Here is a 13,757-nt window from a genome sequence, read left to right as displayed (position 1 = left end):
TTTCCACATGAGGAAAATATGTATTCAGGTTGTTTGTTGATGGTTAAATCAGCCTCGTCGCCCGGTTGGCGAGCTCTGGTGTTATGATGTTCCCCCCTGTTCCGGATAAGGCTGTTTCATGTCCCGCTTGCGTCTGCTTGTCTCCGACTCTCACGACCCCCTCTTCAACCTCGCCGTCGAGGAGTGCATCTTCCGCCAGATGGATCCCCGTCAACGGGTGCTGTTCCTTTGGCGCAACGCCAATACCGTGGTGATTGGCCGAGCCCAGAACCCGTGGAAGGAGTGCAACACCCGCCGCATGGAAGAGGACGGGGTGACGCTGGCTCGCCGCAGCAGCGGTGGTGGCGCCGTGTTTCACGACCTTGGCAACAGTTGCTTCACCTTCATGGCGGGCAAGCCGGAGTATGACAAGAGCGTCTCCACCGCCATCGTGCTGGACGGGCTCAAGCGACTGGGGATTGAGGCCTTTGCCTCCGGTCGCAATGACTTGCTGGTGGCGACCCCGGACGGGGAGCGCAAGGTATCGGGTTCGGCTTACAGGGAGACCCTGGATCGCGGGTTTCACCACGGCACCCTGCTGCTGGACGCCGATCTCGGTCGGCTCGCCAACTACCTCAACCCCGACCCCAAGAAGCTGGCGGCCAAGGGGATCAGCTCGGTGCGCGGTCGGGTGGCCAATCTGTGCGAACTGCTGCCGGGGATTGACCACCATCAGGTGAGCGACGCTCTGGTTGCCGCCTTTTTTGAGCACTATGGCGAGCGGGTGCAGCCCGAGCACATCTCCCCGGAGCAGATGCCCGATCTGCCCGGTTTTGCCGAGACCTTCGCTCGCCAGCGCAGCTGGGAGTGGAACTTTGGCCACGCGCCCGCCTTCACCCATCTGCTGGAAGAGCGCTTTGGCTGGGGCGGGGTGGAGCTGCACTTTGACGTGGAGAAGGGGAGCATAGTGCGGGCGCAGGTTTTCAGCGACACCCTGGATCCGGCACCCTTCGATCGGCTGGCCCAACTGCTGGTGAGTTGTCCCTATCGCCCTGATGCGATCGCCAGCTGTTTGCAAGGGTGGCAGGGGGAGTTCTCGGCCAGTGGTGAGGCGTTGAGCGAGTTTGCCGACTGGCTGCTGGCGGCGCTGTGCTGAAGGCACAACTGCTGAAGTGATCGGGATCACGAAATATAAAGAGGCGCATAAAAAGCGCCTTTTTTCTGCCCCTTGCCATGGCTAAAACATAACAAAAAGTATGGCAGACCATTAGTTATTGTCTCTGTTGATGCGCCAGACCCGGGAGTATAAGGGCCGCACATTTGCTGTACTAATGGTATAAAAATGAGTGACTTAGTTTATCTTCAAGACCAAAGTGTCAACGCTGTCTCCCCCCTGTTTGCCAACCGGTTTGCCAGCGTTAAAGCCAATTTTTTCTCACGTAATCCCGATCTCTGGCCAGTTTTTCGCGAGCCCGGATTCGCCTCCCTCAATGAATTTCGGGCCCGTGGCCTGGCTCCCGATGCCCGCCTGAACGCCTGGCCTGATGGCCGCGCCCGCCTTGCCGATCTCTGCGAGACCATGCCGGTGCCCACCACCATGCGCACCCCGGGCGAGCCGATGGCCGAGCTGCTGTTTGCCGCCGCCCTGTCGAAGGATTGGGAGAACCCCTCCAGCGTCGAGAACGTCGTCACCATGTCGGCAGATCCCGCTATCTACGGCGCCCAGATGGGCATTTTGGCCAACCCCAATCTGGTCTACTCCGAATATGCCGGAGTGGCCGAGGAGCTGGAGAAGAAGGTGGTGCGCCAGATTGCCCTGCTGGCGGGATATGACCCCGAGCGTGCCACCGGCATCTTCACCCAGGGGGGGACCTTCTGTAACCTCTACGGCTACCTGCTCGGCATTCGCAAGAGCTTGCCCGAGGCCAAGCACAAGGGGCTCGGCCACTATCAGGATTACCGCATCATCAACTCCCAGGGCGGTCACTACTCCAATATCACCAACCTCTCCCTGCTCGGGGTCGACATCGAGAACAAGACCATCCGTATTCAGGTGGGCGAGAACAACGACATCGATCTCGACCATCTCGAACGCACCCTGACCGCCTGTTTTGCCCTGAAACATGTGGTGCCCGCCATCATGCTCACCATGGGTACCACCGATACCTTCGGGGTGGATCAGGTGAAACCCGTGTTTGAGCTGCGCAATCGCCTCTGCGAGCAGTTCGAGGTGGTGGTCAAACCGCATATCCACGTCGATGCCGCCATCGGCTGGTCGATGATCTTCTTCCTCGATTACGACTTTGCCGCCAACCCGCTTGGCATCAATGCTGCGACCCTGGCGGGGATCGAGCGCAACGTGGCGCGCTTTGCCGAGCTCAAATATGCCGACTCCTTCACTGTCGACTTCCAGAAGTGGGGTTATGTGCCCTACACCTCCAGTCTGGTGATGATTAAAGAGCAGGATGATCTCAAGGCGATGGAGAATGACCCGGAGAACTTCTCCTACTTCGAGCGGGACATTCAGGGTCAGACCCACCTGCAATCCACCATCGAGTGCTCCCGCGGCGCGAGCGGCCTGTTCGGCGCCTATGCGGCGCTCAACTATATGGGAGTGGAGGGGTATCGCATCGTGCTGGCCCACTGCCTGCAAAATGCCAATTACTTCCGCTTCCGGTTAAGCCAGCTCGGCAATGTCAAGCTAGTAGCGCAGGAGAATCAGGGACCGAGTGTCGGCTTCAAGATCTACAACCCCGAGTGGGTGAGCGATCCGGAAGCGGAGTTTGCCTTCGAGCTGGCCCGCTCCAGCGATCCTGCCTACAAGGCGCGGCTGCAGCGCAACACCGACTATCACCGCAGCCTGTTCAAGGGACGCGGCAAGGTGGGGCTCTACACCAACTGGGTGGAGGCGGTGGCCCACTCCGACTATGACGCCCGCGGCAAATACTCCTACATCGCCGGGGAGAAGGCGGTCTTTATGAATCCGGCCTGCACTCGCGAGCAGATCGACGCCTTTATCGACCATATTCGCGGTTAGCGGCCGTTCAATCACAAGCTGACTGGCCTTGAGTCGATACCAGACAGGCCGGTATCAAAAGGGCAAGCCGATCGGCTTGCCCTTGTTGTTGATGGGAGCTCGAGATGCCGTGGTCAGAGGCGCAGCAGCTGCTCGTTCTCGACAATCTCGCATCCGGCGGGTTGCCGGGAGAGGGCGATCATGGCGTGGGCTACCTGACTGGCCTCGATGGCGCGCCAGCGGGCGAGCTTGCCAACCAGCAGCGGTCGAAACAGCGGATAGATGGCCTGAAAAATCTGCTCCGAGCGGCGCGGCGGTTGGCGATCCCCCAGCAGCATGGCCGGCCGCACGATGGCTAGCCGCGGCCAGGATTGGGCCAGCAGGGCTTGTTCCATCTCCCCCTTGGTACGTGGATAGAGGGCCGGTGAAGTGGCACTGGCCCCCATGCTCGAGACCACGATAAGGCGTTGACAGCCGTGGCGGCGGGCCAGTTCGGCAAAGGCGATCACATAGTCGAGATCGACCCGGCGAAACGCCTCGGCTGAGCCGGCATCCTTGCGGGTAGTGCCCAGCGCACAGAAGGCGATATCGACCGGTCGGGGCAGGGTTACGCTGGCCAGATCATCAAAATTGACCGGCAGCCAGTGGTGCGCCTCCTTGCCCGACTTGCGACAGAGCAGGGTCAGCTCGTGTTCGGCGGGCAACTGTTTGAGCAGCTCGCGGCCAATCAGGCCGCTGGCTCCGGCAATCAGGATCCGGCTCATGGTTCTCTTCCTGTGTCGCTCCAGTAGGAAGTGTCAGCATCGGGCAAATGGCGGCACTCTGCAATCTGCGCTTACTGCTTGGAGGGAGATAAAACAAAACCGGCACGAGGCCGGTTTTGCGAGATATCAGAGCGGGGTGTGGAATGCCGCTGGCAGCGGGAAGTCACCCGTTACCGTGGTGAGCCTGTCGTTGGCGAAGGTGACGGTGAGCTCTTTACGCTCTTTGTCGCCGTGGCCTGGCTGGAATTCATAGAGGTAATACCAGGTGTTGGGGTCAAAGCCGTCACGCAGCATGGGGGTCCCCAGTACATAGCTGACCTGCTCGCGGGTCATCCCCTGGCGCAGTTTGTCGACCTGTTTTTGTTCCACATAGTTGCCTTGGGGAATATCGATACGATAGACCAGGCTGCAACCGGAGAGGGTGAGGGCGGTCAGGGCCGCGGCAATCAGGTGTTTCATCCGCATAACGAGTTCAGATCATCCATACAGTCTTTTTTGGCTCGGCAAATCATACCGACTCCCTCCACGGAAGTAAAAAGCCATTGATCCATCAGCCAATAAAAAGGGCCGCACTGCGACCCTTTCTGGCAATCCGGTGGCCGTTACATGGCGGCGCGGAAGATGGCGACGATCTCTTCGTGGCTCGCCTGTTTCGGGTTGGTGAAGCCGCAGGCATCTTTCAGGGCGTTGCTGGCCAGGGTATCGAAGTCATCAGCCTTGACGCCGAGCTGCTCCAGCCCGGCCGGGATCTTCACATCCAGCGCCAGCTGCTTGATGGCGGCAATGGCAGCGGCAGCGCCCTGCTCGTCGCTCATGGCGCTCACGTCAACACCCATGAAGCGGGCCACATCCTTCAGACGAGCCGCGCTCACCTGGGCGTTGAACGCCTGAACGTGGGGCAGCAGCACGGCGTTGCAGACACCGTGGGGCAGGTCATAGAAACCGCCCAGCTGGTGGGCCATGGCGTGCACGTAACCGAGGCTTGCGTTGTTGAAGGCCATACCGGCCAGGAACTGGGCATAGGCCATCTGCTCGCGGGCATGCAGGTCGTCACCGTGGTTGACGGCGGTGCGCAGGTGCTTGGCAATCAGCTCGATGGCCATCACGGCGCTGGCATCGGTCACCGGGGTGGCGATGGTGGAAACATAGGCTTCGATGGCGTGGGTCAGGGCATCCATGCCGGTGGCGGCGGTCAGACCGGCCGGCTTGGCCAGCATCAGCTCGGGATCGTTGACCGACATCAGCGGGGTAACGTGCTTGTCGATGATGGCCATTTTCACGTGGCGCGCTTCGTCGGTGATGATGCAGAAGCGGGTCATCTCGGAGGCGGTACCGGCAGTGGTGTTGATGGCGACAAGCGGCAGCTGCGGCTTGGCGGAGCGATCCACCCCTTCGTAATCCTTGATGTTGCCACCGTTGGCGCCCACCAGCGCGATGCCCTTGGCGCAGTCGTGGGGCGAGCCGCCACCCAGCGAGATGACGCAGTCACAGCCGTTGGCCTTGATCATCGCCAGACCCGCTTCGACGTTGCTGGTGGTAGGGTTAGGTTTGGTCTCATCGAAAACAGCGCTTTCAATGCCATGTTCAGCCAGCAGGGTGGTGAGCTTGGCGACCACGCCGATCTGGTTGAGGATTTTGTCGGTGACGATCAGCGCCTTGCGATAGCCGTAACCCTTGATATCGGCGGCAGCCTCTTGCAGACAGCCGGCACCCATCAGGTTGATTGCAGGAATATAGAACTTGAATGTAGCCATGATGGACTCCCTATAGTTAGCCATTAAGTGGTAATTGGCTGCCACGTTACCATCTTGATGGGGATACAAAAGCATCTGTTTTGCAACTTTACGGGGGCGATCACGGGACATTAATTAAGCGTTGAACCGGGCTTGACTTTCCCTGTTACATCCCGATTTCCTGAAAAACGTTTTTCAATTAATTCATCAGGTTAGAAAACGTTTTGCCTGCTCTTTGATGTTGTCAATGCGTGGAAGTGTGAGGCGCTTCAAGGAATTGGAAAGCGCTTTCGACCATAGTTGGCGCCTCCCCGAAGAGGGGGGTAAAGGCTTGAAAGTATCATAAAGAATCATCTTAATTTGCGTCCTGACCATGCTGGCAGGGGGCAACCAGGAGTCCAATATGTCTGATGTATTTCACTTGGGTTTGAAGAAAGCGGATCTGCAAGGCGCCACCCTGGCGATCGTCCCCGGTGACCCCGAGCGTGTAAAGCGTATCGCAGAGCTGTTGGATAACCCGGTACACCTGGCCAGCCATCGTGAATTCACTACCTGGCGTGGCGAGATGGACGGCAAGGCCGTGATCATCTGCTCTACCGGTATCGGTGGCCCGTCCACCTCCATCGCAGTAGAAGAGCTGGCCCAGCTGGGTATCCGCACCTTCCTGCGCATCGGCACCACCGGCGCCATCCAGCCGCACCTGAACGTGGGTGACGTGATCGTGACCACCGGCTCCGTGCGCCTCGACGGTGCCAGCCTGCACTTCGCACCGATGGAGTTCCCGGCTGTTGCCGACTTCGACTGCACCACTGCGCTGGTCAACACCGCCAAAGAGATGGGCTCCAAGCTGCACATCGGTGTGACTGCCTCCTCTGACACCTTCTACCCGGGTCAGGAGCGTTACGACACCGTATCCGGCCGCGTAGTGAGCCGTTTCCAGGGTTCCATGAAAGAGTGGCAAGCCATGGGCGTGCTGAACTATGAGATGGAATCTGCAACCCTGCTGACCATGTGCTCCAGCCAGGGCCTGCGTGCCGGTATGGTGGCTGGCGTTATCGTCAACCGTACCCAGCAAGAGATCCCGAACGCCGAGACCATGGCGAAAACCGAATCTGATGCCATCAAGATCGTACTGGGCGCTGCCCGCAAGCTGATCTGATAGCACCACACAGAGTGGGGGGTGGGGGCCGTTGCGAAAGCGCGGCCCCTATCTTTATCCGCCGTTTACCGCTTTTCCGCTCCCGTCACGCCTTTCACTGATCCCGTCGCACTCGCACGTGTTGTTCCTACTCATTGTCTCTAAAACGGAGGCGCGCAGCGGATCTGCATCGGCTCGTCGCTCACCGGATGTGCAAAATCCAGCTCGCTGGCATGCAGCATCAGCCGCGGTGCCTCTGCGCAGCCGGGTGGCAGCAGGCCACCATAGAGATCGCAACCGAGAATGGGGTGGCCCAGCAGCTGGCTGTGGATGCGTAGCTGATGGGTGCGGCCGGTCTCCGGCACCAGTCGTACCCGGGTCAAAGGCACGGTTTGTCCCTGCATCTGCTGCGCCAGCCGCTCAAGCACCTGATAGCGGGAGCGGGCGGGTTTGCCACTGGCGGCGCAGATCTTCATCAGCGGAAAGAGGGCCGGATCCTTGGCGATATGGGCATCGATAAGCCCTTCGTCGTCAGCCAGATGGCCACAGAGCAGGGCGCTGTAGGCCTTGCTCACCGCCCGCTGGCTGAACTGCTGGCAGAGCAGGGCATTGATGGCCTTGTTTCTGGCCACCACCATGATGCCTGAGGTGCCAAAATCGAGGCGATGCACCAGGGTACAGCCGGGGTAATCCTGCACCAGTCGATAATGCACCGAGTCGAGGTTTTGCGGATTCTTGCCCGACAGGCTCAGCAGGCCGCTCGGCTTGTTGATGAGTAGCAGGTGTTCATCCTCGAACAGGATCTCGATGGCGGCAGCGCAGGGCGGGGCGATGAAGGTGTCGACGATAATGGACATAGGGCGCACGGGCAGAAAACGGGGGGGGCCATAATACCCAAGTGGCGGGTAAGGCGCGAATCGGCGCACCGAATTTGCTCGCCACACCATTCCCTCATTGCGGCCTGCTGCTGGCCGGCTGTGACAGTGCGAAGGTAACTGATTGAAAAAAATCAGGAACCGTTTTGTGACCCTCTCCCGAGTTCAGCTGCCGCGAGCTTGCTAAGGTAGGGCTCCCTTTGATGTTGTAAGGAGTCTCTCCATGGCACTGCCCGTTATTCTTGATTGTGATCCCGGCCACGACGACGCCATCGCCCTTATTCTGGCGCTGGCCAGTCCTGAACTGAAGGTGCTGGCGGTCACCACCAGCGCGGGCAACCAGACACCGGACAAGACCCTCAACAATGCCCTGCGTATCCTCACCTTGTTGGGGCGCGACGATATTCCGGTGGCGGCCGGTGCGCCGAAACCGCTGGCCCGCGAGCTGATTATCGCCGACAACGTCCATGGCGAATCGGGTCTCGATGGTCCCAAGCTGCCGGATCCCGCCTTTGCACCACAGGCGATGACGGGGCTCGAACTGATGGCCAAATGTCTGCGCGAGAGCCCGGAGCCCGTGACCTTGGTGCCGACCGGGCCGCTCACCAATATCGCCCTGTTGCTGGCAGCTCACCCGGAGCTAAAGGGCAAGATCGCCCGCATCGTGCTGATGGGGGGCGCCGCAGGAGCCGGCAACTGGACGCCGGCGGCGGAATTCAATATTTATGTGGACCCGGAAGCGGCCGATATGGTCTTCAAGTCGGGTATCCCCATCACCATGTGTGGCCTCGATGTGACCCACGAGGCGCAGGTGATGGATGAGGATATCGAACGGGTACGCGCCATCACCAATCCGGTGGCCCAGTGTGTGGCCGGTCTGCTCGATTTTTTCATGATCTACCATCGGGATCCCAAGTGGGGATTTGCTGGCGCGCCGCTGCACGACCCCTGTACCATTGCCTGGTTGCTCAATCCCGCCCTGTTCCATGGCGTGGAGTGTCGGGTCGATATCGAGACCCGGGGTGAGCATACTGTGGGGATGACGGTGGTGGACCGCTACGGTTTGACCGGCAAACCAGCCAATGCGCTGGTGTTGCTGGGGCTGGATCGGGCAGGCTTTATCGATCTGCTGGTCGAGCGGCTGCGGGCCTTTGGCTGAGCGCCGATTCACTTTTTGCAAGAAGGGGCAGGGAATGTGGAAGACAGGGTTGGCGCTGCTGGCCGGGTTGCAACTGACGGGCTGCGCGACGCCATTCGAGCGGATGTGGCAGGGGCTGGCAACCTGTGATTTTAACGATCTCTACATCGATAGTGAGACGGGACGGCCAGCCAATCTGCAGCTCAACAACTACACCCCCTACAAGGTGAGCGATGGCTTTGCCTGGTACAAGGTGCACGAGGAGCTGCACGGCTTGCCGGTGGTCGGCTTTATCGTGCCGGCCTCCAGCTTCGAAGTGCATGCCCTCTTTGTCGATACCCCCATCGCCAATGCCCGCCGGTTGACCCACAACGCCTACGGCAGCGAGTTTAGCGACGAGCAGAAGCACAACGAGGGCTCAGCCCCTCTGCTTTTGCGCGATCCCAACAACCCCAAGCGCTCCATCATCGACTGCACCCGCGGCGAGTCTGACGGGGAGCTTGAGGATTCGGCCATGCCCGAGTAGAGCCGCCTGTCGCGCCGTCGGCCTGAAAAAAGAGGGGCCAGCCTTGTCGGCTGGCCCCTCTTTTATTGCTGTCCTGCCCCGGATCAGGGGTAGCTCAGCGTCTCCTTGATAAGAGGCAGCTGGGCCTTAATCCACGCTGGATTGATGGGGCCCCAGTCGCTGATGCGATAGTGCCCTTGCAGGTGGCGAGCCCCCTCGGTCTGCTCGAAGGCGCAGCTGATATCGAGTTCGGCCAGCGCCGTCAGGGTATCCTGCGCAGTGCGGCGCGGCATGCCGGTCGCCTCCATGATGGCGGGCACTGTATCCGTGCCCTGGCTGATCAGCCAGGCCACGTAGAGGCGGCGGTAGAAGCTGGTGCGGGTCTTGCTCGGCTCGCTCATAGCTCGTCCTCGAGACGATCGAAGTAGCGCCAGGTTGCGATGGCGGCTTTGCCCATCACCAGTGCCCAGAGGCCGAACCAGAACCAGCGGAAGAAGCTCCAGGTGGAGGCGTCAGGCTCGGTGCTCTCAATCTTGGTGACGTTGGGGAACATGGAGAGCATGTTGATGCGCCAGCCGTAGGAGGTGATGATGGCGAGCCGTTTTTCAAACTCCATCGACTTGGCCTTGGCCTGTACGTCGGCGGCGTTGAACTTGAAGTAGAAGGGCCAGCCCCACTCGGTATCCTCGTTGCGGAACACCCGGATCTTCTCGCCGGGGCGCTCGGTGTAGATGTAGTAGACATCGGTAGTGGGGCCGTCAGCCGGGTTCTTCTGGCTGATGGGGCCATCCTTGTCGGTGCGCTTCACCTCGACCCCGGTGATGGTGGCGATGGTGTGCTCCGGCAGGTAGTAGTCGAGCCAGGTGGCGGAAACGAGGGCAATGAGCCCCAGGGCGATAAAAGCGGGTTTCTTGAATCTCAGGCTCATGATGGTCTCACGTGAGGGGGAGTGACGTGCCTCTACCATACTCACATTTGCCCCCACAGCCCAGTCCCTTATGGCACCAACTGCCAAAAAATGGCGTTTAAAACAATCCCTCTCTTCGTCTGTCAAGCAGGCGCTGACCGCCTTGTCCGGCGCTGCTGAAGGTTCGCCATTGTGGCAACCGTGAGCGAACGGGCACGGTTATTGCTGACTCATTGCCACATAAACAGCTTCATCCGGATGCGACAGGAGAGAGAAATGATCATCAACAATCGGGTTGGCCAGCCCAATCCCCTCAATGGCATGAGTGTGCAGCCGGTATTGGATGCCCCTGTCGGCACAGTGACGGGCAGTGATGCTCAGGCAAGTCAGGAGCGGGTCACCCTCTCCGGGGCCGCCACGCCACTGACCTACTCCCGTCAGGGCGTGATGAGTACAGCCGCCTTCACTGCCCAAGGGGGGCTCTCCACTACAGAGAGCTCCTCTTCGGGCAGTGCGGCAGGTCCGCAGAGCGGCTTGACTCGCATTGCAAGGGATAGCCTGCTGGCACAGCGTCTCGGCGTGGACAAGGAGAAGCTCGACAAGATTGCACAGGCCAAGGAGGCGATCGCCAACAACCCCGATCTGAGCATCGAGGAGAAACAGAAGATGCTGGCTGATCTCGACAAGGAGCGTGAGGCACTGCTGCAAGAGGCGGCCGAGCGGCGCAAAGAGCGTGGTGATGAAGAACAGCAGGTCAACACGCTGGCATAAGATGGGGGAGTAAGGCAGTTGCCGCGAGGCGGCAACCCATTGCCACCCTGACTTCGCGTTATGCCTCCTTCAGGAGCGATAGCGCTGGCGCAGATCGGAGGGGGCCCCTGTGTGCTCCCCAGCTCGTTTTTCCTGTGTAAATGGCCCTCTGTCGGCATCTGGAGTGGCCGAATAAATAAAGCCCCTTGTTTATAAAATAAGGGGCTTTATTGCTATCCAGAGGCCTGTGCAGGCCTCTTTTTATCTTTCAGGCTGCGTGTCAGAGCTGGAAGTGAGAGAGCTGCTTGCGCTGCTGCTCGGCCAGCTCCGAAAGTTCATGGCTGGCGCTGGCGCTCTGGCTGATGCCGGCGGAGCTCTGGCTCACGATTTCGTGGATGTTGGTGATGTTGCGGTTGATGTCGGCAGTGACGCAGGACTGCTCCTCGGCGGCGGTGGCGACCTGGGCGTTGGCATCGTTGATCTGGCGCACCGCCCCGGTGATACCGCTCAGCAGATCCTGTACCTGCGCGGAGAGGCGCTGGTTGTTTTCGAGGATCTCCAGCGTCTCCTGAACCCCCTGATTGGCGGACTGGGACTGGCTCTGCAGCTGCTCGATGATGGCCTGGATCTCCTTGGTGGAGGCCTGGGTTCGGGCCGCCAGCATCCGTACCTCGTCGGCGACGACGGCAAAGCCGCGCCCGGTTTCGCCGGCACGGGCCGCCTCGATGGCCGCGTTGAGGGCCAGCAGGTTGGTCTGCTCGGAGATCCCCTGAATCACTTCAATCACCTTGCCGATCTGCTCGGACTGGGTCTTGAGGCGGGCGACGATGGCTGCGGCATCTTCCAGACTGCCCGCCATCCGGCTGTTGGCGGCAATGCTCTCGCCAAACAGGGCGAGCCCCTGCTCAACCCGGCTGTTGGCATCGCGGGCCAGCTCGTCGGCCACGGCGGCGTTGTGGTTGACGTTGTCGGCGGTGCTGGAGAGTTCGGTCACTGCGGAGGCAACCTGCTCAATCTCGCCGCGCTGCTGCTGGGCGTTGGCTTCAGCCTGGGTCATCACCGCGGCCAGCTCGGTGGCGGCGGAGGCGACATTGTTGCTGATGCCGGTCAGGGTTTCGATGGTGCTGCCAAGCTGCCCCAGAGTGAGGTTGATATCCTTGGCCAGTTGGGCCAGCTCGTTGTCACCCTCGACCTTGGCGCGGACGTTGAAGCGACCCTGCGCGACGGCGTGCATCACGCTCTGCAGCTGGCCGATGGGGCTGACGATGCGGCCGGAGAGCCACCAGCCACACAGCAGTGCCACCAGCAGGGCGACGGCCGTGAGCAGCAGGGTGCGCAGCAGGGTGGCATGGTAGTGGGCCTGCTCCAGCGCCAGCTCGCTCTGGGTCAGCTGGTTGATGTGGGCCGACATGGTGTCGATCTCTTTGATGAGCTGTTCGCCCAGCTCGCGGAACTGGAGGCGGGCGGCCTCATACGCCGCGGCATCGCCACCTCCCTGATGCTTTTGGGTCAGCAGTGGCAGCATGTTGTTGCGGGTGTGGCCAAGGTAGGCCTGCAGGGCTGCCGCCACCTGACGGTTATCCTGTTCGGCGCCCGGGATCACCAGACGGGCGAGGATGGTGGTGATCTCCTGCTCGGCGCTGTTGAGGTTGGCTGGCAGGGCGGCAAACTGGGCCGCGTCGTAGAGACCGTAGATGGCGCTGGTGCGCAGCCGGTAGGTGGCGTGGATCAGCTTGGCAATATCGTCCTTGTTGCGCACCACGCTCTGGGTCGTCTCATCTATGTCACTAATGGCTTCGTCCAGACCCTGTTTGCTGATGGCAATCATCACCATCATCAACAGACTGGCCAGCAGCAGCGGTATCAGCACCTGAATTCTTATTGATAGATTATTCAATGACATATGAGACGTAACCCCGAAAATGAAGGAGGCGCTATCTTACACAGCCGCGTCAGGGGGTGTCACAGCCTTTTCGTGCTGAAATACCCTGAAAGCAAAGGTTTTTTCTTGTCTCAAAAGCGCGGGATGGGCAAGATGACAGGCTTGCTCAAATAACATTCCGGCGCTGTTTACGGCTGCCTGATCCTCGTTTGCTACCCTGTTTTGCCACGGAGGTTTGTTGTGTCCAGCTGGATTGATCCGGCCATTCTGGCGCTCTTTATCCCCACTTTCTTTTTTGTCTCCGTCACCCCCGGCATGTGCATGACCCTGGCGATGACGCTGGGGATGAGTCTCGGCGTGCGCCGCACCCTGCACATGATGTGGGGGGAGCTGATCGGGGTCGGGCTGGTGTCGGTGCTCTCGGTGATCGGGGTGGCGGCCATCATGCTCAACTATCCTGCTATCTTTTCTGCCTTCAAATATGTGGGAGGAGCCTATCTCATCTGGCTCGGCATCCAGATGTGGCAGGCCAAAGGCAAGATGGCTATTCCCGCCGATCTTTCTGCCGGTCAGCAGACCAGCCCCATGGGGCTGGCGCTGCAGGGCTTTGTCACCGCTATCGCCAACCCCAAGGGGTGGGCCTTCATGATCTCTCTGCTGCCACCCTTTATCTCGGCCAGCCGACCGATGGCACCGCAGATCACCGCACTGGTGGCGCTGATCCTGCTTATCGAGTTCTCCTGCCTGCTGCTCTACGCCAGCGGCGGCCGCACTCTGCGCCACTTCCTCGCCAAGAGCGGCAACGTCACCCTGATGAACCGCATCGCCGGTACCCTGATGCTGGGAGTGGGGGTCTGGCTGGCGCTGGGTTGATGCCATCGCTTGCCAGCCGACCTGATCCTGCCGAAAAGCCCCGCCCAGCGGGGCTTTTTCGTGATGCCTCTGGGAACGAGGAGTTGTCATGAACGTGGTCGCTTGGGCGGGATGGGGAGGCTGGCCACATTTGCTTACATTTATCCGGTTTACAAGTGGCTGCTGTATCGTCAGTTTCGAATGGCATTTTTTTGCGG

General features: G+C 60.3%; 14 protein-coding genes. 7 read left to right on the top strand and 7 right to left on the bottom strand.

The features are described from left to right. Window positions 1–118: 118 nt before the first annotated feature. The gene (locus AACS24_RS14640) at window positions 119–1,135 is read left to right on the top strand and encodes a lipoate--protein ligase A (RefSeq protein ID WP_108570407.1); all 1,017 of its coding nucleotides are present in this window, start codon (window positions 119–121) and stop codon (window positions 1,133–1,135) included. A gap of 186 nt (window positions 1,136–1,321) precedes the next feature. Beyond that, window positions 1,322–3,016 carry a pyridoxal phosphate-dependent decarboxylase family protein gene (locus AACS24_RS14635; RefSeq protein WP_108570406.1) on the top strand — a complete coding sequence of 565 codons (1,695 nt, stop codon included), beginning with the start codon at window positions 1,322–1,324 and terminating at the stop codon, window positions 3,014–3,016. Window positions 3,017–3,129: 113 nt separating this feature from the next. Here AACS24_RS14635 and AACS24_RS14630 read toward each other — a convergent pair whose 3' ends face one another. The 3 genes from AACS24_RS14630 to yiaY form a co-directional block, all read right to left on the bottom strand. Then, window positions 3,130–3,759, bottom strand: a complete 630-nt coding sequence (locus AACS24_RS14630; RefSeq protein WP_108570405.1) for an NAD(P)H-binding protein — start codon at window positions 3,757–3,759, stop codon at window positions 3,130–3,132. 126 nt (window positions 3,760–3,885) lie between these two features. Continuing rightward, window positions 3,886–4,224: an outer membrane protein assembly factor BamE gene (gene bamE, locus AACS24_RS14625; RefSeq protein WP_033113504.1), complete on the bottom strand. Its 339-nt coding sequence runs from the start codon at window positions 4,222–4,224 to the stop codon at window positions 3,886–3,888. 137 nt (window positions 4,225–4,361) lie between these two features. Further along, on the bottom strand, window positions 4,362–5,513 hold the full coding sequence (yiaY, locus tag AACS24_RS14620) for an L-threonine dehydrogenase (protein WP_108570404.1): 1,152 nt from the start codon (window positions 5,511–5,513) through the stop codon (window positions 4,362–4,364). A gap of 382 nt (window positions 5,514–5,895) precedes the next feature. On the opposite strand from yiaY, the gene udp reads away from it, so the two are divergent. Then, window positions 5,896–6,651 carry a uridine phosphorylase gene (gene udp, locus AACS24_RS14615; RefSeq protein ID WP_005337975.1) on the top strand — a complete coding sequence of 252 codons (756 nt, stop codon included), beginning with the start codon at window positions 5,896–5,898 and terminating at the stop codon, window positions 6,649–6,651. Window positions 6,652–6,791: 140 nt separating this feature from the next. Here udp and AACS24_RS14610 read toward each other — a convergent pair whose 3' ends face one another. Further along, window positions 6,792–7,487 carry an RluA family pseudouridine synthase gene (locus AACS24_RS14610; protein ID WP_108570403.1) on the bottom strand — a complete coding sequence of 232 codons (696 nt, stop codon included), beginning with the start codon at window positions 7,485–7,487 and terminating at the stop codon, window positions 6,792–6,794. Between the two features lie 241 nt (window positions 7,488–7,728). On the opposite strand from AACS24_RS14610, the gene rihA reads away from it, so the two are divergent. Continuing rightward, the gene (gene rihA / locus AACS24_RS14605; protein WP_108570402.1) at window positions 7,729–8,664 is read left to right on the top strand and encodes a pyrimidine-specific ribonucleoside hydrolase RihA; all 936 of its coding nucleotides are present in this window, start codon (window positions 7,729–7,731) and stop codon (window positions 8,662–8,664) included. Window positions 8,665–8,698: 34 nt separating this feature from the next. Beyond that, complete coding sequence (locus AACS24_RS14600) at window positions 8,699–9,169, top strand: hypothetical protein (protein ID WP_108570401.1); 471 nt, start codon at window positions 8,699–8,701, stop codon at window positions 9,167–9,169. 83 nt (window positions 9,170–9,252) lie between these two features. Here the strand turns inward: AACS24_RS14600 and AACS24_RS14595 are convergent, their stop codons facing one another. Beyond that, on the bottom strand, window positions 9,253–9,549 hold the full coding sequence (locus AACS24_RS14595) for a winged helix-turn-helix domain-containing protein (RefSeq protein ID WP_005337957.1): 297 nt from the start codon (window positions 9,547–9,549) through the stop codon (window positions 9,253–9,255). Then, complete coding sequence (locus AACS24_RS14590) at window positions 9,546–10,076, bottom strand: DUF1523 family protein (protein ID WP_033112817.1); 531 nt, start codon at window positions 10,074–10,076, stop codon at window positions 9,546–9,548. The genes AACS24_RS14595 and AACS24_RS14590 overlap by 4 nt, the downstream gene beginning before the upstream one ends. Before the next feature lie 255 nt (window positions 10,077–10,331). Here AACS24_RS14590 and AACS24_RS14585 point away from each other — a divergent pair, with 255 nt between their 5' ends. Next, window positions 10,332–10,826, top strand: coding sequence for a hypothetical protein (locus AACS24_RS14585; protein ID WP_108570399.1), 495 nt, complete (start codon window positions 10,332–10,334; stop codon window positions 10,824–10,826). Window positions 10,827–11,085: 259 nt separating this feature from the next. On the opposite strand, the gene AACS24_RS14580 is transcribed toward AACS24_RS14585, so the two are convergent. Then, complete coding sequence (locus AACS24_RS14580; protein ID WP_108570398.1) at window positions 11,086–12,708, bottom strand: methyl-accepting chemotaxis protein; 1,623 nt, start codon at window positions 12,706–12,708, stop codon at window positions 11,086–11,088. Window positions 12,709–12,927: 219 nt separating this feature from the next. Between AACS24_RS14580 and AACS24_RS14575 the strand changes: the two genes are divergently transcribed. Then, window positions 12,928–13,560 (top strand): LysE family translocator, encoded by a 633-nt coding sequence (locus AACS24_RS14575; RefSeq protein ID WP_108570397.1) that lies wholly within the window; start codon window positions 12,928–12,930, stop codon window positions 13,558–13,560. Window positions 13,561–13,757 lie beyond the last annotated feature (197 nt).

Source organism: Aeromonas sp. HMWF016 (genome assembly GCF_963878195.1).
Lineage (GTDB): Bacteria > Pseudomonadota > Gammaproteobacteria > Enterobacterales > Aeromonadaceae > Aeromonas > Aeromonas lacus.
Note: the sequence above shows the minus strand (reverse complement) of the source record. Positions and strands in the feature narration are given on the sequence as shown.